This is a genomic window from Bifidobacterium lemurum (assembly GCF_014898175.1).
GTDB lineage: Bacteria > Actinomycetota > Actinomycetes > Actinomycetales > Bifidobacteriaceae > Bifidobacterium > Bifidobacterium lemurum.
On record NZ_CP062948.1, the window covers coordinates 1588458 to 1612778 of the forward strand.

The window sequence follows — 24321 nt, forward strand, 5'->3', positions numbered from 1 at the left end:
TGGTGGATGCGGCGTCGTTCGTCTGTTCGGCCATCGATACTCCTGCCTTATGCAATGGTTCCATCGTAGAAGATGCCGCGGAGCGCTGCGGACGCATGCAGGTGAATATCGGATGAACAAGTGCGGACCGGCATGTGCGCCGCGTGGACCTTCACGGCCGGCCAGCGCGGTGGGTCGACGGAGAGGGGTCTCGCCGGCGGAACGGCCAGATCGGCCCGATTAACCCGGTCGGCCCGGTTGGTCCGGTCGGTCTGGTTGGTCCGGTCGGCCTGGTCGGCCTGGTCGGCCTGGTCGGCCCGGTTAATCCGGTTGCTCCGGCTGATCCGATCTGCGGAGCTATTCGGCGGGCACACCCGTCGTCCGCCCAGCGGCGCTCCCGTTTCCGTTTCCGTTCTCGTTTTCATTCCCGTCGGCCAACGCGAGCGCCTCATCATAGCCTGGGGCCACGGGCACGCCGTTGACGCTGCGCTGGATGGCGAGCGCCGCCGCCGCGTTCGCGATGCGGGTCGCATCCTCAAGTCCCCATCCTCTGGACAGCATGGCGCACATCGTTCCGGTGTGGCATCCGCCCGCGGAACGTGTGTGCACGGCCTTGGTGGGGAACCCCTCGATGTGGCGGGTCGCGCCGCCCGGCTCGCGCACCCACGCGCCACGTGATCCGGCCCGGACCACCAGCGGTGCGCGCAGCGTCTCACCAAGCGCCTCGCACAGCGCCTCCATCGACTTGTCGAATCCGCCGCCGACGGTCAACGTGGCGGAATCGTCCACGAACACGCCGAGCCGGTCGGCCAAAGTCTGCGCCTCCTGACGGTTGCATGACCAGATGGGGCGGGCGAGCACGAGGTCCTCCAGCAGATGGTCGTTGACCAGACTCAGTGTTTTGGTCGGGTTGATCACCAACTGGTATCGGCGTTGCTTCGGGTCGGTGCCGGCGCGATGGACGAATTCGTCGATGCCGGCGGCGGTGTGGTCGAGCAGCGTATTGCCGCTGATGTGCACCACATCGCCCGCGGCCGGGTCGAGCGCGGCGAAGGTCGCCTCGTTGCCCTGAGCCTCCGCGCCGTAGCGGGCGACGAAGGTTTTGCGGTCCGTGCCGTCATGGAACACGAGACGGAAACCCGAATCGGCGTCGAGTCGGTCCGGGCCGATATGGCGGATGCCGGCCTCCTCGAAGGCGCGCCGTACGGTCGTGGCCCAGACTCCGCTGCCGATGATGCCGGCGTGTGCGGCGGGGACGCCCATCGCGCCGACCGCCTGTAGCACGCGATAGCTGCCGCCGACCGTGGGCGTGGTGTCGCCGGCGACGGTGAACCCACCGGAGGTCGGCAATGTGTCGACGTCCATCATGATGTCGACCCAGACCTGTCCGAGTGAGATCACGGAAGGAACGTGGGCGTTGTCGGCGGCGGATGCGGCGTCTGCCTTGGCCGTGGCGTTCTCCGTTTCCGCCGTGCCTACCACCCGGGCGTCATGGCGCGCCATGCGGTCGGCCGACGCTCCCGCGCCGCCTCCGGAGTTTGCGGCGCCGGTTGCGTCCGTTGTCGCGCCATTCGTCGTCTGCGTCTCCTGCGCGGTGTCGGCGGCCTTCTTGCGGCGTTTCGTCAGCAGGCTGCCGAGCCAGGTGTTTTCCGGGATATCCAATCCAAGCATGCTGTGTCCTCCTTGACTTACATCCCTTCGTTGTAGTCTTACCGCGAGTTTATGAACGTCAGCTGGGAGACGCAATAGTCATCGGGGATGATTATGTCGTTCTCGGGGCGGTAAGCTGGCGGCGAACATGCCGCGATCCTGCGCGGCCGCGAGGCCATCTGATCCGCCCGTCGATTCGGTGTGGCGGCCGGTCGTGCGACGGATGTTGCGTGGTCGGTGTGCTGGAGGAGGGCGTGCTGTGGCTGGTGCGGACGCAAGGTCCGCCGCTCCGCCCCGTCGGTTCGGCGGTCCGGCGTGATGGGGCGGACATGTGACGGGTGTCGCATGGCCGGGTGCGGATGGTATGATCGGCATGCTTCCCGCGCCTGCGGCCGGCTCGGTGCAAGACGCCGGTTTCGGTGGTTTGCCGCCGAAATCCTCCAAGATGGGCGGCTATGATACACGCTGATGTTGCATATGTCGGCATTTCGCGGTATATTCGGGAAGTTGTGTGTTCAGGACAGTGCCCTGGATACAGGAAGACTTGAAAACACAAAGGTTTAAGGGAGTTCATCATGGCAGCTCGTTGCGCAGTGTGCGGCAAGGGACCGCAGACCGGTTTCACCGTTTCCCATTCGCACCGTCGTACCAAGCGTACCTTCCGCCCGAACCTGCAGCCTGTGCGCACCACGATCGACGGCGAGAACACCCGCGTTCGCGTGTGCGGCAAGTGCCTCAAGGCCGGCAAGGTTCAGCGCGTGGTCGCCTGAGTCGCGAATAACGCTTAAAGGAAGCCCCATCGAGTTCGCTCGACGGGGCTTCTTGCGTTTTCCTCTGTCATTCCAAGCGGAGCGTCTTCCGCCCTCCTTCTCGTCATCCTGAGCGGAGCGCAGCGAGGCGCAAGGATCCCATCCTGACGGCCGGGTCGTGAGATTCTTGCGCCTCGCCCCTCGGGCTCCGCCCAGAATGACGAGAGTATGTGCCGTTGGGACGGGTCGGCGGGATCGTTCGGACGGCCACGCCATACAATGGAGCGTTATGAGCATCACCTTGGACACCGCACTCTCGTCGTTGCTGACGAACAAGCGTCGCGTGTCCGCGCTCAAATCGTTGGGTGTGACCACCGTGGGCGACGCGCTGACCTACTACCCGTTCCGCGTCACCGAACCCGTGCCCCAACGCGCCATCCGCGAAGGAGCTCCCGGTCAGCCGATGGCCTGCGCCGTTATGGTGCGGTCGTTGCGCGTGGTGCCGATGAACACCCGCCGTGGCTACCGTCTGGAGGCGTTGGTCGACGATTCCGACTTCGCGCGTACGCGCAACGCCGCAGGCTCGGTGGCTCGGCTCACCTTTTTCTCCTATAGGAAATCCTATGTGGATTGGCTGGGCATGCGGCTGCGCGCGGGGGAGACGCTGGTGATCGCCGGCGCACCAACCGAATATATGGGACAAGCCCAATTCACCCATCCCGAAATCCTCACCGTCATGCCCCAGCCGAACCGTGATGCCTTTGGCGCCGCCTCCGGCGATGGGCTTCCGACGTCGACCGCCGGCGACGCGTTCTCCGCGCCGCTTCCCTCGGCGTCACCCTCCGCCCTGCAATACGATGCGGCCACGGTCGCCGAGGCGATGCCTCGTCTGACCCGGCCGAGGCCCGTCTATCATGCCAGCTCGCGCATCTCCTCCGAGCATATCCATGAGACGATTCTGGGACTGCTGCGCATGCTGGCCGAGTCAGGCGACGCCACGAACGCCGCAGTCGCGGGCCCGGACGCCGTTGGCGCTGCGGGCTCGAGGGGAGGCGCGGAATCGGCCGAGCCCGTCGAAGCGACCGGCTCCGTCGGACCCGGTGGCGTGGACGGGGCCGCCGATCCGTCCGAGACGCGGCCGGGCATCTCCCTCGACCGTCTCGCCGACGCCATTCCCGACATCCTGCCCGACGCGATTCGCGTCGAACGCGGGCTGCTGCGTCGGGCCGAAGCCTTCCTCGCCATCCACAACCCCGACTCCACCAAAGCCTTCCGCGCCGGCATCGACACACTGCGGTACGAAGAAGCCTTCGTCGCGCAGACCTCGTTGCTGCAAGCGCGCGCCCACGCCCGCAAATCGGCCGCGCATCCCTGCCCGTTGACTCCGGGAGGCGCGTTTGCCCCGCAGAGCGCGCAGCCTCCATCGAAAGCCCTCGTCGCGGAAGGGGACGCAGACGATCATGCAGACGACGTGTCGTCATCGCAGCCGCATGTCGCGCGGAACGCCACGGATGCGGAAGTCCCATTGCGGGACCGCTTCATCGCCTCGCTGCCGTTCACGCTCACCGGCGGCCAGCGTCAGGTGATCGACGACATCGCGGAGGATATGACGCGCGACTGGCCCATGCAACGCCTCCTGCAGGGCGAGGTGGGCTCCGGCAAAACAGTGGTGGCGCTCGCCGCCATGTTGCAGGCCGTCGGTGCCGGATATCAGGCGGTGATGGTCGCGCCCACACAGGTGTTGGCCGAACAGCATGCTGACTCCATCGCACGCATGGTGGACGGGCTTGGTGTGCCGGTGACGTTGCTCACCGGCGGAATGAAACTCGCCGCGCGGCGCAAGGCTCTCGCCCAGACGGCCAGCGGCGAGCCGTGCATCGTGGTGGCCACGCACGCCGCCTTCTCCAAAACCTTCCAAGCGCCGAATCTGGCGTTGGTGGTGATCGATGAACAGCATCGATTCGGCGTGGAACAGCGCGAAAGCCTGAACGCCAAAGCCGATCTGGCACCGCATCTGCTGGTGATGACGGCCACGCCGATTCCACGCACCGCGGCGATGACCTGGTTCGGCGACCTCGACATCTCATGGCTCACCGAACTGCCCGGCGGGCGCAAGCCGATTCGCACCGTCGTGGTCAACGAGGACGACGCGAACACCATGGGCCGGATGTTCGCGCATATTCGGACGCGGCTTGATGCGGGGGAACGGGCCTATGTTGTCTGCGCGCGCATCGATGACAATGGGGAGGACGATGATCCGGGCGCGGTCGGATCGGATTCCACGACAGGCGGCACTCGTGCGCGAGCGCACGCCGCCGCCGATGACGCTCGTGCGCAACGGCAGGCGTTCGCGGAGATCGATCCCTATGACGTTCCCGATGCGCAAGCCGAAGACGCGCCCGTCCGGCCGCCGCTGCATACCGTTGCCGAAATCGCCGACCGTCTGTCGAAACTGCCGCAATTCCAAGGAATCTCCTTCGCCACGCTCACCGGGCGAGACAAAGACGAGACCAAAACCCAGGTGATGAGCCAGTTCGCGGACGGTACGACGCCGGTGCTGGTGGCCACCACCGTGATCGAGGTCGGCGTGGATGTGAAACAGGCCAGCTGCATCGTGATCTTCGACGCCGACCGGTACGGACTGTCCCAGCTGCACCAGCTGCGAGGCCGTGTGGGGCGTGGCGGCACACCGAGCTGGGCGTTCCTGATCTCGCGCGCCGAAGCCGCCTCTCCCGCCGAACAGCGGCTCGAAGTCATTCACGGAACTTTGGATGGTGCCGAAATCGCGCAGGCCGACCTGGAATTCCGCGGGGCCGGCGACGTGCTGGGAGACGCGCAATCCGGCGGCAAATCAGGATTGAAGCTGCTGCGTGTGGTCAAGGACGTGGATCTGATCACCGACGCGCGCGCCCGTGCCGAGCGGCTGCTCGCCGAGGATCCGGAACTGGCCGGCGAAGTGCAGCTGGCCGGCGCGGTGCTTGATTTCACCCGCGGCAACGAGACCTTCCTGACCAGTTCGTGAACGAGTTGGCACTTGACTCCTCCAGTTGGCACCCAGATCTGGCCGTCTGCTGATGTCGCTATTTCAAAAACGTTGGAAAACCAGTGATTCGTGGTGTTCCGTCGGAGCTGGTGCCGGAAACGGGGTGCCAACTGGAGGGGTCAAGTGCCAACTGGATGGAGTGCTTTAGGCGGCGCATGGCCTACAGTGGGTCGATATGCGTGTGATTTCAGGACGATTCAAGGGTGTGGCGCTGGCCACTCCGAAGCCGGGCACCAGGCCGACCACCGACCGAACCAAAGAGGCGATATTCTCCCGTCTCGACGCGTGGGGCGTGCTCGATGATGCCCGTGTGCTCGACCTGTTCGCCGGAACCGGCGCGCTGGGCATCGAAGCGCTCAGCCGTGGAGCGCGGGAATTGGTGGCGGTCGAGGCCGCCGCGCCCGCGGCCGCGCTGATCGCCAAAACCTTGGGCGAATTGAAACGCAACCGTTCATGGGATGCCGGCATGGCCGCCAAAGTGGTCAAGGCCAAGGCGGAGCGATATGCCGCCGTTCCAACCGCCGCGCCGTTCGATGTGATTATGATCGACCCGCCGTACGCCTTCGCCACCGAAGACTGCGACCGCTTACTGGCCGATCTGGCGACGAATGGCTTCGCCGCCGATGGCGCGCTGATCATGCTTGAGCGCTCCACCCGTTCCGATGAGCCTACGGCCCCTGAAGGCTGGGAGGTCACCGAACGTCGTGATTATGGCGAAACCGCCGTGTTCTATATCGAGCGGGTTGGTTGACAACACGTCAACTACAACGCTTTAACCACCAAGCGCATCGCGCCACCGCCATTTCGCGGTTTGTCGGCCGAACAGGGACGCAAATGGTTAAAGCGTTGCAAGCCCTATGCCAAGCGACGCGGACGCTCGCCGGAGACCTCCCAGCCGAGCGCCATCAACGTTTTGCGGTCGGCCTTGCTCAACGCCGAGCAATCCAACGCCTCAATCAGATCCGGGCGGATTTCGCTGGTACGCGCCAGCGCCTCGTCGCGGCGGAACCGGTCGACTTTGGCGTGGTCGCCCGACAGCAACACGTCAGGAACCGCCATGCTGCGCCACACCGCCGGCTTGGTGTACTGCCGATGCTCCAACAACGCGTCCTGACCGGTGTACGACTCCGTCACGATGGATTGGGGATTGCCCATGAATCCGGGCAGCAGGCGGGTGATCGCCTCCAGCATCACCGACACCGCCACTTCGCCGCCGTTGAGCACATAGTCGCCAATCGAATACTCGCGCACATCCACGCCCCGCCCGCGATAATAGGCGGGGATGCGCGCGTCATAGCCCTCGTATCGTCCGCAGCCGAACAGCAGATGCCCCGCATGGCTCAGCTCGGTCGCGTCGCGTTGGGTGAACAGGGGCGCGGAGGGATTCGGCAGAATCAGCACCGGGCGGCTCGCGTCGCCTTGGCCGGTCCGTTCGGTCTGACCATCTTGTTCGATTGTGCCGGTCTGGTTGGCGGGTGAGGTCAGGTCGGTCTGATTGGTTTGACCACTCTCATTGAGCTGATCAGTCTGGTTAATTGGCCCGCCTTGGTTGGTTGGGTCGGCATGATTGGCCTGATTGGCCGGACCATCCTGATTGAGCGGGTTGGTTGGGCCGGTTTGGTCAGCCTGGTCGGTCCGCTCAATAGGGCCGGACCTGTCGCCCGAATTCTCCGACTCGCCCTGCGATTGCGGGTCAAACCCCAGCAGTTCGTCCAGGCATTCGGCCCACACCTCGGGCTTCATCACCATGCCGGCGCCGCCGCCGACCGGGGTGTCGTCCACGGAATGATGCACGTCATAGGTCCAGTCGCGCAGGTTGTGCGCCGTGACCTCCACCAGCCCTTTGGCCTGCGCCTTGCCCAGCAGGCTCAGGTTCAGCACCTCGAAGTATTCGGGGAACACGCTCACGATATCGATCTTCATAAGGCACTACAGTAGCGGGACCACTGCCACCGATACACTGTTGGGCGTGATGAATTCGACGGTCAACATGCATATGAGACGCAAGCCCGAAGTGCTCGCCCCCGCGGGCAATCTCAGAGGATTGAAAACCGCGGTGGACTACGGCGCGGACGCCGTCTACTGCGGCGGCAAGGCCTTCGGCATGCGGTCCGCCCCGAAGAACCTCAGCCTCGCGGATTTCGAGGAGGGCGCGCGCTATGCCCACGAACGCGGCTCTCGCGTGTACGTGACCTGCAACGTGCTGCCGCGCAACGACGAGGTCGAGGCCTTGCGCGCCTATCTCGGCCAGCTCAAGGACACCGGCGTGGACGCGCTGATCGTCTCCGACATCGGCGTGCTGATGATGGCCCGCCAGATCGCGCCGAATCTTGAACTCCACGTCTCCACCCAGGCCGGTGTGACGAACTACCAGGCCGCCAACGCCCTGTACGAGCTGGGCGCGCGCCGCGTGGTGCTCGCCCGCGAGATGGACCTGCAGGCCGTGCGCGACATCCGCGCGCGCATCCCCGACGACATGGATGTGGAATGCTTCGTGCATGGCGCGATGTGCATGGCCTTTTCCGGCCGGTGCCTGTTCTCCAACTATCTGACCGGCCGCGACGGCAACCACGGCGAATGCGCGCAGCCATGCCGTTGGAAGTATTCGATCGTCGAGGAGAAGCGCCCCGGCCAGTACTATCCGATCGAACAGACCGAGGAGGGCGCGTACCTGTTCAATTCGCAGGATATGAACATGCTCGCGCATATCGACGCGCTGATCGATTCGGGCGCGACCAGTCTGAAGATCGAAGGCCGCTCCAAAAGCGCGTATTACATCGCCGCGATGACCAACGCCTACAAAACCGCCGTCAACGAGTATATGCGCCAGCGGGGTTTCGAGGACGCGGACGGCGCTGTGCTCAAGCCCTTCCACGACCGTGTGATCCGCCCCGACGCGCCGATGCCCGATTGGCTGGTCGACGAGGGCGTGGATGAGCGCGGGTTCGCCGCGATGCTCGCCGAGCCGGACGCGATTATGGCCCAGTCGGACGCCGCGTTCGCCGGGGTGCCCGATGCCGCCGCCCGATGCGATGGCGATGGTGCCGGCTCCTGCTCCTGTTCCGTCGACTCCGCCGGTTCGGCTTCCTCTGCTGATTCCGTCGGCACTGCTGATTCCGCCAGGACGGCCGACTCCGCCGGATCCGTTGATTCCGCTGGAACCGCCGATTCCGTCGGTCCCGTCGGCACCATCGGCATCGCCGGGCCCGCCGACTCCGCCGCGCGCAGCACCCGCCGCAAGGCCAACGCCGCGTCGGCCGACGCGCGTGAGATCGCGGGATTGTCCGAGGCGTCCGACGGCTGGCGGCACGCTCTGGCCGCGCCCGCCCCGCCCGTGGTTCTGCCCGACTGGCTGCTCGAAGAGCCGGACAAGGTGGCCCACCGCGATTATTCGACCGGCTTCTACTACCCCGACCAGAAGGTCACCCAGAACACCGACCGTTCCGCATACTTCCGCGCATGGCTGGTCGTCGGCGAAGTGCTGTCGTGGAGCGCGAGCGAAGGCGGGCGTGTGACCATCATGAGCCGCAACAAAATCGAACCCGGCCAACTGGTTGAATTCGTGCTGCCCGGCGCGCCGCCGCTGGCCTACACCGTGCCCGAAAGCGGACTGCGCGACGAGAACGGCGATCCCGTGCCGGCCGTCAACAATCCGGCCCACGTGTTCTCGCTGCCCTGCCCGCACGAGGTGCCGGTGAACGCGGCCATCCGTTCGCGCACCAAAAAGCCCACGCTCAAAGCCGCCTGAAATGGTCGGGACGGGTGATGCCGCGCCTGTCCCGCCCGTTCCGCCCTGCTCTCGTGCGTCCTGCCTGTTCTGCCCGTCCTGCGCGCGCCCACCCAGAGCCGCCCGTCTTGTCCGACTGCCCGCCGTGCCGCCTCGCGGGATGCCGGAGCGCCGCGAGGCACCCACTACACTGGGTGCCATGGTGAAATACGACGACGCGATTCTCGACAGCATGGCCCTCAGTCCCGTGGACAAGCAGGGCCAACCCATCCCCGTGACCATCCCGGTCGCCCTCGCACCCGGCGTCACGGCCGTGTACACCACCCGTCTCGGCGGCGTCAGCGCGGGCGGGTTCGGCAACTGCAATCTCGGCGGTAAATCCGAGGACTCCCCGGCCCATGTGCTCGCCAACCGCGTCGCGCTCGCCGAATCGTTGGGCGCCCGCCTCTCGCTGGTCAGCCAGGTGCATTCCGGCAGTGCGGTCGATATCGACGAGGCCTTCGCGGACAACGCGCCGTTCGGTTTCGACGCTTCGGGCACGCGCGGCGCCGACCTGCATCCCACGGTGATCGAAGCCGACGCCCAGGTGACCAGCCGCACCGGCGTCGCCTTGGGTGTGTTCGCCGCCGACTGCCTGCCCGTGCTGCTCGCCGACCCGGTGGCCGGTGTGATCGGCGCTGCCCATTGCGGCCGCCGTGGATTGCAGCAGGGCGTGATCGGCTCGACCATCGACCTGATGCGGGCCAAAGGCGCCGATCCAAGCCGCGTCGTCGCCACGCTCGGCCCCGCCATCTGCGGCGACTGCTATGAGGTGGGCGATGAGGCGGCCGACGAATTCGACGCGCAATTCCCCGGCACCTTCACGCTCAGCCGCTTCGGCAAGCCCGGCATCGACATAAGCGCCGCCGCGTTGGCCGAACTGGAGAAGGCCGGCGTGCCGCGCGACGGCGTGATCGCCTCGCGTCCGCGCGTCGCCGCCGCGACCCAATATCTGTCCGAGGACGCGGAACTGGCCGCATTGTGCGCGGGTGACGGCGAGGGCGACGATCTGCCCGCCCGACTGAAGAATATCCGCCACAGCATGTGCACGTTGGAGAATCCGCTGTGGTATTCGCACCGCCGCGCCTCGTTGGCGAACAAACGCCACGAGGGGCGCATGCTCGCGTTGATCGTGCAGGAGTGAGCGGCGATTCCGTGCAGAATGCGCGCGTCCGCGGCCATGCGGCGCGCGCCACGACCTACGGTGGGGAACTATGAGCGAGAATGATGAGATCCATGACGCGCCGGCGGCGCGGACGCAGCCGCCGGTGGTGGCGGTGGTGCTGGCGGCGGGCTTCGGCACGCGCTTCGACCCGGCCAATCCCAAACAATTGGTGTCGGTCGGCGGCAAGCCGATCATCTGCTGGAGCATCGAGGCCTTCGACCGCAACCGCAGGATCAGCGACATCATCGTGGTGGTCAATCCGCAGGTGCGTGCCACGGTGGAGCAGCTGATCGGGCGGTCCGGCTACGGCAAGGTGCGTATGGTGATCGACGGCGGCGCCGAACGCGCGGACAGCACCGCCGCCGCCTTGGACACATTGGCGCGGGCCGGCGTTCCCGGCGAGGCGAAGATCCTCATCCACGATGCGGTGCGTCCGTTCGTGGAACAGTCCGCCATCGACGGTTCGATCGACGCGCTCGACCGCTTCACGGCCGCCACCGTGGCGATACCCTCCACCGACACCGTGCTGCTCACCGCTGACCTGGACGGGTGCAAGGTGGTGCGCAACGTGCCCGACCGTCCCGACACGTTCCGCGCGCAGACCCCGCAATCCTTCCGCTATGCGACCATCCGCCGCGCCTACGAGCTGGCGGCCGCCGATCCGGACTTCCACCCCACCGACGACACGCGTGTGGTGGTCGACTATCTGCCCGACGAGCCGGTGGCCATCGTCGCGGGTGCCGAAACCAATCTCAAAATCACCACCTTGGCCGACATGCCCACGGCGGAACGCATCGCCGAACAGGCCGAGGCGGCCGATGCCAAGGAACGGGCGCACGCGCGCATGCGCCGGATGCTCGCCGACGCGTTGCTGACGGACCAGCAGTGAGCGGCGTCACCGGCGCGACGGTTAGACTGGAGGATTATGAAGCAGCTGAATGTCGTGATTTGCGGATTCGACCACTACGACGGCGTGAGCGTCAACCCCTCCTATGAGGTGCCCAAGGCGCTGGCCGACCAAGGTCTGGGCGACATCGGCGCGTTGGGCGACGTCAATGTGGCGATTCACACGGTGGGTCTGCCGGTGAGTTTCGCCAACGCCTGGCCCCTGCTGTTGGAATCCATCGAGGCCGTGCATGCGGACATCATCATCGCCACCGGTCTGAAGCACGCCGCCCGCGGGGTGATGCTCGAACGTTGCGCCACCAATCTGATGGACGCCGCCAAGCCGGACATCGACAATATGACGCCCACCCGCGAGCCCATCGACCCGGATGGTCCGGCCGCGTATTGGACGCGTTTGCCGCTGCGTTCGATCATGCGCGATTTCGCCCGCGACGGCATCCCCGCCACCTTGAGTTCGGACGCGGGCACTTTCGTGTGCAACTCGCTGTTCTATAACCTGCTCAACTGGACCAGTGGGCAGGAGCGCGTGCTCAGCGGCTTCGTCAGCTTCCCGCAGGTGAGCGAAACCGGAGTGGTCGGCGTGGGGCGGCGCGGGCTGCCGTTGGAACGCCAGATCGATGCCGGCCGCGATGTGGTGCGCGAGACGATCGGCTACTATCTCAAGCCGTCCTCATCGGACATCCTCATCGATTAGCCGCGGGGCCGCGCCGCGGACGCGCCCCTGCGCCTCCTCGACCCTCGTGTTCCTTTTGGTCCCTTTTACCCCTTTGAGGACAGTGCCTTTTGCATGCATGGTGAGGATTCATAACTCGTTGGGCGTGTGCCGATCTCCATGCGCTACAGTGCATTGCGGTGGCACCGATAGACGTGGGTGCGTGTGCGAAAGGACGAATAATGGTGGATCGCTTTCCGGTCGTGTTGAGGGGATATGACAAGGATAAGGTCGATGACGCTTTTGATGTGATGCAGGGATCCATCAAGCAGGCCCAGCAGACGTTGGCCCGCATGCGCGAGCAGATCAAGGCCGGGGACGACCGCATCCTGCAGTTGCAGGCGCAGTTGCAGGAGGAGCGGAACCGCAAGCCGCAGGGCAGCTCCTTCACCTCCCTTGGCGCCAATGCCCAGAAGATGCTCGCCTCCGCGGAACAGACCAGTTCGGAACTGCTCGAACGCGCCAAGCAGGATGCCTCCGCCACACGCACCGCCGCCCAGGCCCAGGCCGAGACGCTGATCAACAACGCCCGCCTCGACGCGCAGCACATCATCGACGACGCGAACGCCAAGGCCGCGACCCTGCTCGATTCCGCGCAGAGCGAAGCCGAAACGGTCGCCTCCAACGTGCGCGAGGAGATGGAACAGCTGCGTTCGGAAACCAACAAGAACGTCACCGAACAGCGCCAGACCGTGGAATTGGAACTGAGTAATCTGCGTGAGGAGCATGACAAGCGTCTTGCCTCCGAGCGCGCCGCGCACGAGCGTGAACTGTCCGAACTGCGCGCCGACGCCACGCAACAGGTGGCCGAGCAGCGCAAAACCGCCAATCAGGAGATCGCCGACCTGAAAAGCGAGGCGAACGACCAGATCGAGGCCGCGCTCGCGGAGGCGAACAGGCGTCTCGCCGACGTGCGCGAGCAGGTCGCGAAGATGACCACCGACGCCCAGCGCAGGGCCTCCGAAATCGTGGATGCTGCCAAAGCCAAGGCCCAGGAGATCCTTGATGAGGCCGAGGTGAACCGCACGTCCACGGTCAGCCAGGTAAGTGCCGAGGTCGAGCAGATTCGCAGCGACATCGCCGCCCAACAGGATGGTGCCACGCAGAAGGTCAACGAGCTGCTGGCGAACCTCGAGGAGCGCCGCGAGGCGGCCAAGCGTGAGGCCGACGAGCTGATCTCGCAGGCCAAAACCGTGCGTGAGGAGGCCGACTCCTATGCGTCCGAGCGTCGTCGGTCCGCGGACGAGCAGGCCGCGAGCATCGTCAAGAAGGCCGGTGAGGACGCCGATTTGCAGATCGAGGAGCGCCGTCAGGCCGCTCAGGGCGAGTTGGACGGCCTGACCAGCCATATCGCCGACCTGCAGCAGCGTGAGGCCGCCATCACCCAGCGCGTCTCCGAACTTCGCGCCATGTTCGCCAGCGCGTTCAGTGGATTCGCGTTCGGCGGCGAAGGCGAAGGAGCTCCGGCCGACGGCCTGCCGGTGATGAACGCGGTGGATGAGACTTCCGAATCCGCTGAAAACGAGCCTTCCGAAGCGGCGTCCGACGAATCCGTCGACTCCGAAGAATGGGATTTCGTTTCGGATGGCGACTCCGAAGGCGACGGCAACGAATCCTCCCAACAGTAGTCGGCCGGTCTTCGCCCGGTCGACCGGCGGGCGGAAGTGTATTAGACTTGCACAACGGTGAACGCGCGGCATCTGGATGAAGCCATCCAGATGCCGTCCGTATGTTTGCGCCACAAGCGCACGAAAACAACAAAGGAGTAGATATGAGCGAATTGACGCCATTGACCGGCGAGGCGCTGGGCGCGCTGCGCGACGAGTTCCAGGCCGACGGCACGAACCGTCTGGCGATGAACGCCGTCACCGCCGCCGGCATCGACAAGGTGGCCCGCAACTATGATCGCGCCCGCCTGCTGCAGCGTCGCTTCTCGACCACGGTGGACAACGGCGAGGCCACCCATCAGGACCGTTCCGGCCGCTGCTGGCTGTTCAGCTCGCTGAATGTGGCCCGCTTCGTGGCCAAGAAGAACATGGGGCTCAAGGAGTTCGAGTTCTCGCAGAACTACGCGATGTACTACGACAAGCTCGAGCGCGTCAACTACTTCCTGCAGGATGTGGCCGCCCTCGTGCGCGCCGGCGAGCCCGCCGACTCCCGCCTGATCCAGCATCTGCTCGCCGACGTGATGGGCGACGGCGGCCAGTGGACCATGGCCATGAACGTCTACAAGAAGTACGGCGCCGTGCCGAAGGACCTCTACCCGGAGACCGCCTCCTCGATCAACACCGGTGAGATGAACACGCAGCTGCGCCGCCTGCTGCACACCGCCGTGGCCCACATGTACGCCGATCGGGATGCGATCGACGAGACGATCGCCGACGCCCGCGCCGCCGGCCACCGCATCCTCACCATCCACCTGGGTGAGCCGCCCGTCTCCTTCGACTGGGAATGGACCGACAAGGACGGCGAGTTCCACCGCGACGGCGAGATCACGCCGGTCGAGTTCTGGAACAAGTACGTGGGTTCCGCCGGCCTTGAGGACTACGTGTGCCTGGTGGATGATCCGCGCGCCGAGCACGCCAAGGGCAAGAAGATCGGCATCGAGCATCTGGGCAACGTGGCCGGCGGCGACCCGACCGAATACCTCAACGTGCCCAACCAGTTCATGAAGGACTGCGTGCGCAGGATCCTTGTGGAACAGGGCATTCCGGTGTGGTTCGGCGCCGACTGCCACCCGTTCATGGACCGCGAGAACGGCGCGTGGGCCACCGACCTGTTCGAATACGGCAAGGTCTACGACGTGGACTTCGACTTGGACAAGGAGCAGCGCGTGCGCTTCGCCGACTCCGCCATGAACCATGCGATGGCGTTCGCCGGCGTGGATGTGGCCGAGGACGGCACCTCCACCCGCCGTTGGCGCGTGGAGAACTCCTGGGGCGCGAAGATCGCCGACAAGGGCTACTTCACCATGAGCGACGACTGGTTCACCGAATACGTCTACGAGGTGGCCGTCCCCAAGTCCATGCTCCCCGCCGAATACCAGGCCGCCCTCGACGAGCCCGCGACCATGCTCCCCGCCTGGGATCCAATGGGCGCGCTTGCGTAATTGCGCAAAGCGCAATTACAAAACAAGCGCGGAGGCGGCATAATGGAATCGGCCCGGTGGGCCGATTCCATGTAGCTCCATACAACCCAACCTGAAAGACCAGCGCACCTGAGCGGACAAGCCGTATGGAGAACAGCCCTGTGGGCTGTCCCAAGCGGAACTCCATACAACCCAACCCTGCCACTCATGTTGATAAAGCCGGATGCCCGTCACGTATCCATATTCATGTAACGTGCATCCGGCTTCGCGTATCGCAAGGTGTCTTGCCATCGAGTTGGCACTTGATGGCTCCAGTTGGCACCCGTCTCCGTCGTCTCCATGCGCGTCGTGGCGCTATTCCGCCATTCGCGATTCGAGGCCGCAATATCCGGGTGCCAACTGGAGGCTTCGGGTGCCAACTCGTCGCGTACGCTGGTTCGCCATCATCAACCAGCGCGGGGAGACCGTGATGGTGGCCGACCACCTGTTGATGTGCCGGAAGAAAGCCGCCTGACGCCGCGTGCGGCTTGGGGCCGTTCCACGTAACGGTCATCCGGTTTCGCGTATCGCACCCCATCCGTTAAGGTGGGGTGTTCGTAACGCCCGTGTATATTCATACATTCGCACGCAGAGAGGAGAGTCGGCATGGCAGCATTGCGCGGTCCGGACAGTTCCGAAGACGATCGTCGCTTGGGGGAGCAGGCCGTCTTTCCGGAGACGGTCGACGTCAACATCCGCCAGCTCGACCCGATTCCCGCGCCCCGCGCGTTTCTGAAGGAGCTGCCGCTCACCGACGAGATGAGCGAGCTGGTGCTGCATTCGCGCCAGGAGATCCGCGACGTGCTGCACAGCCGCGACGACCGTCTTCTGGTGATCGTCGGCCCCTGTTCGATCCACGACCCCAAGGCGGCGCACGAATACGCCGAGAAGCTCGCCGCCGTCAAACGCGAGCTCGAGGACCGTCTGGTCATCGTGATGCGCGTGTATTTCGAGAAGCCGCGCACCACCATCGGCTGGAAGGGCCTGATCAACGATCCCGACCTCGACGGCCGCTTCAATATCCGCAAAGGCATGTGGATGGCGCGCAAGGTGCTCACCGACGTGCTCAGCCTGGGACTTCCCACCGCCACCGAATGGCTCGACCCGATCACCCCGCAGTACATCTGCGATCTGATCAGCTGGGGCGCGATTGGCGCGCGCAACACCGAAAGCCAGGTGCACCGCGAGCTCGCCTCCGGCCTGTCGATGCCGGTGGGCTTCAAGAACTCCACCGACGGCTCCATCAAAGCGGCCGCCGACTCCTGCTTCGCCGCCGCGTTCGAACACCATTTCCTGTCGATCAACCTCGACGGCCGTGTGATCTCCGCCGAAACCAAGGGCAATCCCGACTGCCATTTGGTGCTGCGCGGCTCCAGCCACGGCCCCAACTACGACGCCGCGTCCGTGGCGGAGGCGTTGGAGTCTCTTAAGGCTTCGAAGGCTTCCGGCCCCAGCGAGCATGGCTTGGTGATCGACGCCGCGCACGGCAACTGCGGCAAGGACGAGGTGCGTGAGGCCGAGGTGGTCGAGGAGATCGCCGAACGCGTCGCCGCCGGTGAGCGGGGCGTTCTCGGCGTGATGATGGAAAGCTTCCTGGTCGCCGGCAATCAGAAGCCCGCGCCGCTCGACCAACTGGTGTACGGCCAGTCCGTCACCGATTCCTGCGTGCCGTGGGACCGCACGGCCGAACTGCTGCGCAAGCTGGCCGACGCCGTCGACGCCCGCCGCGTCCGCTGATTGTGATGGCGTGCGTGCTCTCCGCCGGAAGCGCCCCGACACATCCGCCGCGCCCTACGCTGTGCCTTATGCCGGCCTGCGGATGGTGATTCGCGGCCCGGCGTGAACGCTATGAACCGACCCCGTTTCCCGCGCGGAACGGGGTCGGTTATTCTTGGGGTGAGAACCAAGGAGAGTGCAGACTATGCAGCCGAACGACAAGCCCCGCGACATCGCCGAGGACCTTCGCGTCATCAAGCAGGCGATGGACGAGGGCAAGAATCCGCTGGTCGCCACCGACGTGCCCCGCTGGGAGGATATGGTAGGCGTCAACCGCATCATCAACCGCCGCGTCATCGAACTCGAGCCGCTGCCCACGCCCGCGCAGGTGCTCACCGACATGCCGCTTGACGAGCACGCGCAGCAGATCGTCTCGTATTCGCGTGACGAGATCCGCGCCTGCCTGACCGGCATGGACGACCGTCTGCTGGTGATCGTCGGCCCCTGCTCCGTGCACGACCCGGCCGCCGCGCTCGACTATGCCCGTCGTCTGGCCAAACTCAAAGACGAACTCGACGAGCATCTGCTCATCGTCATGCGCGTGTATTTCGAGAAACCGCGCACCACGGTCGGCTGGAAGGGCCTGATCAACGATCCCGACATCGACGGCAGCCACAACATCCGCAAAGGCCTGCTCTTGGCCCGGCGCATCCTGCTCGACGTGCTCGGCTGCGGACTGGCCGCCGCCACGGAATTCCTCGAACCCACCTCGCCGCAGTTCATCGCCGACGCGGTCAGCTGGGGCGCGATCGGCGCGCGTAATACGGAAAGCCAGATCCATCGCCAGCTCGCCTCCGGCCTGTCGATGCCGGTGGGATTCAAAAACGCGACCGACGGTTCGGTCAAGGCCGCGGTCAACGGCTGCTATAGCGCCGCCCAACGGCACGCGTTCTTCGGCATCGACCATAAGGGACGCGCCTGCTCGATCCAGACGCTCGGCAACCCCGACTGCCATGTGGTGCTGCGCGGCTCCATCCACGGGCCCAACTACGACGCCGCGTCCGTGGCCGCCGCGATGGACGACATCCGCGCGATGATGCCGGCCGACTGCGCCGCCTCGCATGGCGTGATCGTGGACTGCTCGCACGGCAACTCCGGCAAGGACGAACATCGTCAGGCCGAGGTGGTGCGCGACATCGCCGGGCGTATCGCAGCCGGGGAGCGCGGCATCACCGGCATTATGATGGAAAGCTTCCTCGAAGGCGGCAACCAACCCGCCGCGCCATTGAAGGAGCTGGTATACGGCAAGTCGATCACCGACAAATGCATCAGCTGGCCCGACACGGCCAGCCTGCTGCGCGAACTCGCCGAAGCCGTCGCCACCCGCCGCTGGAGCTGATTTACACAATTACATAGAAGGAGCACACAAGATGAAGACGATCGCGATCATCGGCGCGATGGATGAGGAAGTGGCGCTGATCGCCGGCGCGCTGGATAACGTCGAATACGACAAGGCCGCGAGCCTGACCGTCTCCCGCGGCACCATAACCACGAACGCGGGCGAAACCGTCGCCGTGGCGGCCACCGTCGGCGGCATGGGCCTGGTGAACGCTGCCGCCACCACACAGCATCTCATCGACGTCTACCGTCCGGACGCGCTGATCTTCACCGGCATCGCCGGCAACCTCAACCGCGACCTGCACATCAACGACGTGGTGCTCGGCGGCACCCTGCGCTACCTCGACACCGACATGCGTCTGGTCGGCCAGTGGAAGCCCGGCACCGCCACCGAGCCGGTCGAGGAATTCCATTCCGACGAGCGGCTGCTGCGCGTGGCCGACGAGGCGCTCACCGCCGCCGGCACCACACATATCATCGGCATCATCGCCTCCGGCAACTATTTCGTCGACAGCCCCGCCAAGGTGATGGAGGTGGTGAACGCCACCGGCGCCGACGCCGTGGAGATGGAGGGCGCGGCCGTGGCCCATGTTGCCGACCGCAACGACGTTCCCGCGCTGGTGATCCGCGCCATGAGCGACAACGCCGACACCGACTACGAGGTGTTCAAGGAGTTCGACATCTCCGAATACGCCGACACCGCCGCCCGCCTCGCCATCGACATCGTCAAGCGCCTGTAGCGGGCGCGGCCGGCATGGGTTGGTTATATGCCGTGATGGCCGATCGCGCTGCTCCCTCTGTTTCTGGTCAAGGAGAATAAGGACAACGACCACACGTTGTGACATCAACGAGCTTGTTGGCCCCGCGTTATGATCCGATAACGGTCATGGCGCGGGGCTATCTGCGTTACGGGTAGTGGATTTTCGTATCTGCAGACATCGATCTGCGTTACGGGTAGTGTCCTTTTGGCTTCACTTCCGCTAATATGCCCCATATTTCAACGAACGTAAGTGGCGTGCGGGCTCTAGGGCACTACCGGTAATGCAGATCGATATCCGCAGGAGGCCGAATCCACTACCGGTAACGCAGATAGACTGAAGCGAATGGCTTCGATGCGTTATGGGCGGGCTTTCGAACGGGTGCCAAGCCGCACGCCATGCGAAGCCCTCTTCCGATAGTCGACACTGCCGCCCGCTAGCTGTCCATCGTCAAACGTCTGTGGTCTCTATCCGGCTTGAGCGAGGCCCTCCTACACGATATGTTCGCGCACGCACACGCGTATCGCTTCGGCTCGGCTATGTACGCCGAGCTTTTTGTAAGCGTTATTCATATGCGTTTTTACGGTTCCCTCGCTCATATGCATGGTATACGCTACTGCGATGGTGGTCCGGCCTTTCAGATATTCCCTCAATACTGAGATTTCCGTGTCGGTAAGCAGTAGCCGTTGGAATGCCAATGATTGCTGTTGCCAAGTGATGAGCGAGGTTTTGCCGGTGGTGTGTCCGATGGTATGCACATAGTCTTGTATGGCCGCCTCTTTGAATAACACGGCATGTATCCCTGCCTCGCGCAATTCCTCATCGGTGTTCTCGACGGGGAAGGCTGTGATACCGATGACGGTGATCTGCGGGTACTTTCGGGTGATGTGCGTCGCCAGCTGTTTGCCGTCCATTCCAGGCATTCGTAGATCCGTGAGCACGACGTTCGGCTGTGTGGTGGTGTACTCGCACAAGGCCAGCGCATCGTGACCATTGCGAACATTCCATAATACGTGCAGCGGTGAGGGTTGATCGTCGAACATCGATACAAGCGCCTGAGAGACCAGTGGGTCATTGTCCACAATACCTACGGTTAACGATTCGGTGCACATGGTTATGCCTCGCTTCCGTTATCGGAGGAATTAAAGGACTCGGAGGGGACTGGAGGATGCGAGCCAGAGGGAATCGAAATGAAGATGGTCCATTCCCCGGACTCCTGACTGGTTGAAACCGTTCCTCCGGCGCGACTGATCTCCTCGGTGATTAAACGGAGGCCGGTGCTGGTTCCAGCGTCGATATCAGTGAATTTCGAACTTTGTTCATGTGGGTGTGGCGTAGAACAACGATTTGACGAGAGTATGGATATGGTCTGTTCATCCGTGTCGATAGCCAAAGCATACGGCCCAGGCATGCCGTACTTGATGATGTTGCCGCCGACCTCCCGCACGCAATGCGATATCAGCTCAATCCGTGAAGGAGCGAGATGCGCAACCTGTCCGATGACTTGTGGCATTCCGATAAAACCTTGTTCGTGAAGACGATGTGCGGCGCTTTGTATCGTTTGAAGCAGCGTATGCTCCGTGGACTCCGGAGTTGGACCGGGGCTTTGAACAGATGAAATCGGTCGGGCATCGGTGAGATCGAGTTTGCGCCGAGTTGGTATGATGACTTGTTGGCGCAACTCGTGCAGGCTGAGCGCCAGAACATCCGCTATCTCCCCAACGTCTTTCAGATTATTGCCGGCTGGCGTATTCGACTGAAAAGAACGTAGCCGAGCCAGAGCGTACACCAGATTATTGGCCACGGAATCATGCAATACGTGGAGCATCTCAAGTTGGTGCGCCCGCTGTTGATTTTGAATTTCGGCAGCGGCTCGTTCTCGCTCGTTGCGTGTCATCTGACCTATAAGCGCGCCGATGCCCCAAGCGACGATAACAGGTTGCATGGTGGCGGCAAAACTTGAAACCCACCATAACTGCGTGGCTGAGCCAACGATGATGAGCGATTGAAACAGAACGAATGCGCATGAGGGAATAATGACATTGGCGATATGCTTGCCGAGCACCGCAGATGCCAGCCAAACAGGAGATGCCTGCAACCAGTAGACTCCGGCCGACGGGAATGGCGCAAATGCGAGAACAAAACAAACGACTACGATGATCGAAGCGAAGATGACCGGACGCAGCGGTAGAAACAGAAGCAGCATTACCACAACGAGATTCTCTGCATGGAGCAGCGGAGTGGCTCCCAGCGTGTTTGCCCAGTCGGCAATGATTCCTATGGCGAAAAGCCATGAGATTGCGCAATATAGAGTACGTTCCTTGAACAGGATGCTGTTTCTCACAACCATAACTGTACCCTGACCACGTTGTGCCTCTTCATTTCCACCTCATTGTAAAAATTCGTAGCAGTAAAATTGACGCTGGTTGCTGTCGCCGATGATCAGCAGTGTTCCGCCGTGGTTGTAGATTCTTTTTGCTTGATAGTGATGACTGGCATCCATATTCAAAGAAGAAGGAATTTGGAGCTCTTTCTCCACTGAATTGATGGTATCGAAATCCTCTTCCGAGGGAGCAGAGTAATCATCGGTATCTAAAACAGTGTTCTCAACATTGGAAAACCGCAGTAATGTGATGGTGGTGAAGCGTGTTCCATCGCCTTGGAATCCGATGTCTTCTTTGTGGAAAGTAACATACGCTCCATGAGGGAACGTAACGTTCCAGTTGCGGGACATGTTGGAAATCGGGGAGAAAAACACATTCCCCGCAGCATATAACGCCAACATCGCTATCAGGACGACGGAAAAACCCGCTATATAGATTCTGTGTTTTGCTGGATGACGGCTCCTTCCCATTATGTGTCCTTTCTTCAGGGAAACGAATTGAATGATTGACACGTTCATTGTCCATCGATGAGGTATTCCGCATGTCGATGGAACTCATACGAACGGATAGAACTTCGTGAGGGTCCGTCGCTTGGAAGAGCAGGCCCATTGGCCCTTGCGTATCCGCCGCCAAAGTGAATTCCAGTTGAACTTCTGCGGTCCAATGGCCATGTTTTGGGTGACCGGCGATAGTCTGGGAAGGCGAATGGACGAAAGGACCGCATGATGCAATGGTGGCAGATCGCATTGCCGGCGCTGGCCGCCGTGGCCGTATTGGCGGTGGCGGTCGCGCTCGCCTATATGCGCGGTCGTGACGCGGGCGAACGCGACGCCCGCTCCCGATACGCCGGCGGGGGAGCGGCCGGCTTGATTAGGCCGATTGGCTCGACCGGTGCCGGCTCGTCGCAGAACGCCGACGCATCGCTGTTTGGGGGCGACCTGCCCGTGCGCGCCGCCGAAGAGGGCTTCATCCAGGTGATGACGGACGCCGTGATCATCGCGGACGCCCACGGCTTCGTCCACTACGCCAGCGCCGACGCGATGCCGCTCGGCCTGGTCGAGGCGTCCCGTCTCGTCTCGCCGGAGGTGGGGGATATCCTCGCCCAAGTCGTGAGCGACGGCGAAACCCGCGAACGCGAGGTGCGCATGCCCATCGACCATGCCGCCGTCGAATCCGCCGAACCCAGCAGCGGACGCGGCGTGAAGGCCGGACAATCCGCCCCCTCGCATACGCGCTATCTCAACGTGCGCGTGGGTGCGATCGCCCCCGCGCGCTATGCGATTCTCTTAAGTGACATGAGCGAACAGCGGCGCTTCGAGGCGATGCGCCGCGACTTCGTCACCAACGTCTCCCACGAGCTGAAAACCCCGGCGGGCGCGATCGCCCTGCTCGCCGAAACCATCGCCGACGCGGCCGACGATCCGGACGCCGTGCGCTACTTCTCCGGCCGTATCTCCAAGGAATCCGAACGGCTCACCGAACTGGTGCACCGACTGATCGACCTGCAGAAAGCGCAGGACGACACCGCCCTGCCCACCGCCCAACGGTTGTCGGTGCTCGCCGTGGCTCGCGAGGCCATCGCCGAGAACCGCGTGCAGGCCGCCGCCAAGCATATCGACGTGCGGCTCTCCTGCGCGGGCAAGCCGGTGTCCACGGACGCTGGAATCGCCGGCGAAGACCTACGGAGCGCGGAACCCACAGGTGCCGCGGAACCCACGGATGGCGCGGAACTCGCAGATATCGCGCGCGATTCCACGGACCTCGCGCAAGGCATGGCGGCTCCCGACGCGTCGCAGGACGTGCTGGTGAACGCGGACGAGGAATCCCTCACCACCGCGGTCAAGAACCTCATCGAAAACGCGATTCGCTACTCGCCCGAACACACCACCGTCAACGTGGCGGTCAGCGAACAAGGCGGCACGGCGACCATCCGCGTCATCGACCAGGGCATCGGCATCCCGCAGGCCTCGCTCGGCCGCATCTTCGAACGCTTCTACCGCGTGGACCCGGCGCGCTCGCGGGCCACCGGCGGCACCGGACTGGGCCTGGCGATCGTCAAGCATTGCGTTCAGGACTGCGGCGGCACCATCACCGTGTGGTCGCGCGAAGGCGAGGGCTCCACATTCACCATCGAACTGCCGTCAGCCGAGGCGGCGGGCAGTCAAGACACTCAAGAAAGGGCGAAATGACACGCATTCTGATCGTCGAGGATGAGGAATCCTACCGCGAGCCGCTGGTCTACCAGCTCACCCGCGAGGGCTACGATGTCTCCGCCGCGGCCAGTGGCGAGGAGGGACTGGAGCTGTTCACTCAAGGAGGCGTCGACCTGGTGCTGCTCGACCTGATGCTGCCGGGCATCGACGGCACCTCGCTGTGCCGGCGCATCCGCGAGCAAAGCCGCGTGCCGATCATCATGCTCACCGCCAAAAGCGCGGAGATCGACAAGGTCGTCGGGCTGGAGATCGGGGCGGATGATTACGTGACCAAGCCGTACTCCTTCCGCGAGCTGCTCGCGCGCATCCGGGCCGTGCTGCGCCGCAACCAGGACGTCGCGCAAGCCTCGGGCGGCGCGGACGCCGACCTGCCGCTCGTGTGCGGCGACATCGCCATGCAGGTCGGGCAGCATGAGGTCACCGTGCGCGGCGAGAACGTGTTCTTCCCGCTCAAGGAGTTCGAACTGCTCGAATATCTGATGCAGCACAAGGGACGCGTGCTCACCCGGCACCAGCTCATCGACCGCATCTGGGGCTCGGACTATGTGGGCGACACTAAAACCCTCGACGTGCACGTCAAACGCGTGCGCGCCAAAATCGAGGAGGATCCCGCGCATCCGCAATATCTGACCACCGTGCGCGGTTTGGGATATAAGATTGATGATTGTTCATCTTCCGTTCACTGATTTCGGCGCGGACCCTCGCCGAAATCCCATAGGCTGGTATGTGTCAAGCAATGACACGGCGGCCCAGGC

General features: G+C 63.9%; 19 protein-coding genes. 14 read left to right on the forward strand and 5 right to left on the reverse strand.

The genetic code is table 11. The features are described from left to right. Window positions 1-336 precede the first annotated feature (336 nt). Window positions 337-1650, reverse strand: a complete 1314-nt coding sequence (locus BL8807_RS05915) for a PfkB family carbohydrate kinase (protein WP_226847277.1) — start codon at window positions 1648-1650, stop codon at window positions 337-339. Between the two features lie 554 nt (window positions 1651-2204). Between BL8807_RS05915 and rpmB the strand changes: the two genes are divergently transcribed. From rpmB to rsmD, 3 genes are all read left to right on the forward strand, one after another. Then, entirely contained in the window at window positions 2205-2399 is a 195-nt protein-coding gene (rpmB, locus tag BL8807_RS05920) for a 50S ribosomal protein L28 (protein ID WP_072724715.1), read from the forward strand. Window positions 2400-2667: 268 nt separating this feature from the next. Next, the gene (locus BL8807_RS05925; protein WP_072724717.1) at window positions 2668-5400 is read left to right on the forward strand and encodes an ATP-dependent DNA helicase RecG; all 2733 of its coding nucleotides are present in this window, start codon (window positions 2668-2670) and stop codon (window positions 5398-5400) included. A 196-nt stretch (window positions 5401-5596) separates the two neighbouring features. Beyond that, a complete protein-coding gene (gene rsmD, locus BL8807_RS05930; protein WP_072724719.1) occupies window positions 5597-6172 on the forward strand; it encodes a 16S rRNA (guanine(966)-N(2))-methyltransferase RsmD in 576 nt (191 codons plus the stop codon). A 104-nt stretch (window positions 6173-6276) separates the two neighbouring features. Here the strand turns inward: rsmD and BL8807_RS05935 are convergent, their stop codons facing one another. Next, on the reverse strand, window positions 6277-7344 hold the full coding sequence (locus BL8807_RS05935; protein ID WP_072724721.1) for a tRNA (guanine(37)-N(1))-methyltransferase: 1068 nt from the start codon (window positions 7342-7344) through the stop codon (window positions 6277-6279). Window positions 7345-7393: 49 nt separating this feature from the next. Between BL8807_RS05935 and BL8807_RS05940 the strand changes: the two genes are divergently transcribed. The 9 genes from BL8807_RS05940 to mtnN all read left to right on the forward strand — a co-directional run bounded on the left by BL8807_RS05940 (window position 7394) and on the right by mtnN (window position 18951). After that, window positions 7394-9169, forward strand: coding sequence for a peptidase U32 family protein (locus tag BL8807_RS05940; RefSeq protein ID WP_072725080.1), 1776 nt, complete (start codon window positions 7394-7396; stop codon window positions 9167-9169). A gap of 178 nt (window positions 9170-9347) precedes the next feature. After that, window positions 9348-10331: a purine nucleoside phosphorylase YfiH/LACC1 family protein gene (locus tag BL8807_RS05945; protein WP_072724729.1), complete on the forward strand. Its 984-nt coding sequence runs from the start codon at window positions 9348-9350 to the stop codon at window positions 10329-10331. A gap of 70 nt (window positions 10332-10401) precedes the next feature. Beyond that, window positions 10402-11241, forward strand: coding sequence for an IspD/TarI family cytidylyltransferase (locus tag BL8807_RS05950; protein ID WP_072724730.1), 840 nt, complete (start codon window positions 10402-10404; stop codon window positions 11239-11241). A gap of 36 nt (window positions 11242-11277) precedes the next feature. Continuing rightward, the gene (locus BL8807_RS05955) at window positions 11278-11952 is read left to right on the forward strand and encodes a pyroglutamyl-peptidase I (RefSeq protein WP_072724731.1); all 675 of its coding nucleotides are present in this window, start codon (window positions 11278-11280) and stop codon (window positions 11950-11952) included. A 200-nt stretch (window positions 11953-12152) separates the two neighbouring features. Continuing rightward, a complete protein-coding gene (locus BL8807_RS05960) occupies window positions 12153-13598 on the forward strand; it encodes a cell division protein (protein WP_072724732.1) in 1446 nt (481 codons plus the stop codon). 143 nt (window positions 13599-13741) lie between these two features. Beyond that, window positions 13742-15079, forward strand: coding sequence for a C1 family peptidase (locus BL8807_RS05965; protein ID WP_072724733.1), 1338 nt, complete (start codon window positions 13742-13744; stop codon window positions 15077-15079). Between the two features lie 624 nt (window positions 15080-15703). Next, on the forward strand, window positions 15704-16834 hold the full coding sequence (locus tag BL8807_RS05970) for a 3-deoxy-7-phosphoheptulonate synthase (protein ID WP_072724734.1): 1131 nt from the start codon (window positions 15704-15706) through the stop codon (window positions 16832-16834). 184 nt (window positions 16835-17018) lie between these two features. Continuing rightward, a complete protein-coding gene (locus tag BL8807_RS05975) occupies window positions 17019-18212 on the forward strand; it encodes a 3-deoxy-7-phosphoheptulonate synthase (protein ID WP_072724735.1) in 1194 nt (397 codons plus the stop codon). A 31-nt stretch (window positions 18213-18243) separates the two neighbouring features. After that, on the forward strand, window positions 18244-18951 hold the full coding sequence (mtnN, locus tag BL8807_RS05980) for a 5'-methylthioadenosine/S-adenosylhomocysteine nucleosidase (protein ID WP_072724737.1): 708 nt from the start codon (window positions 18244-18246) through the stop codon (window positions 18949-18951). Window positions 18952-19460: 509 nt separating this feature from the next. Here the strand turns inward: mtnN and BL8807_RS05985 are convergent. From BL8807_RS05985 to BL8807_RS05995, 3 genes are read right to left on the reverse strand one after another with little or no spacing between them, the layout of a single operon-like run. Further along, on the reverse strand, window positions 19461-20081 hold the full coding sequence (locus tag BL8807_RS05985) for a response regulator transcription factor (protein WP_072724739.1): 621 nt from the start codon (window positions 20079-20081) through the stop codon (window positions 19461-19463). A gap of 2 nt (window positions 20082-20083) precedes the next feature. Then, complete coding sequence (locus BL8807_RS05990) at window positions 20084-21319, reverse strand: sensor histidine kinase (RefSeq protein WP_072724742.1); 1236 nt, start codon at window positions 21317-21319, stop codon at window positions 20084-20086. 39 nt (window positions 21320-21358) lie between these two features. Continuing rightward, the gene (locus BL8807_RS05995; protein WP_143147966.1) at window positions 21359-21865 is read right to left on the reverse strand and encodes a hypothetical protein; all 507 of its coding nucleotides are present in this window, start codon (window positions 21863-21865) and stop codon (window positions 21359-21361) included. A gap of 213 nt (window positions 21866-22078) precedes the next feature. On the opposite strand from BL8807_RS05995, the gene BL8807_RS06000 reads away from it, so the two are divergent. Beyond that, window positions 22079-23542: a sensor histidine kinase gene (locus BL8807_RS06000; protein WP_072725082.1), complete on the forward strand. Its 1464-nt coding sequence runs from the start codon at window positions 22079-22081 to the stop codon at window positions 23540-23542. Further along, window positions 23539-24252, forward strand: coding sequence for a response regulator transcription factor (locus BL8807_RS06005; protein ID WP_072724746.1), 714 nt, complete (start codon window positions 23539-23541; stop codon window positions 24250-24252). Before BL8807_RS06000 ends, BL8807_RS06005 begins: the two co-directional genes overlap by 4 nt. The last annotated feature ends 69 nt before the right edge of the window (window positions 24253-24321 follow it).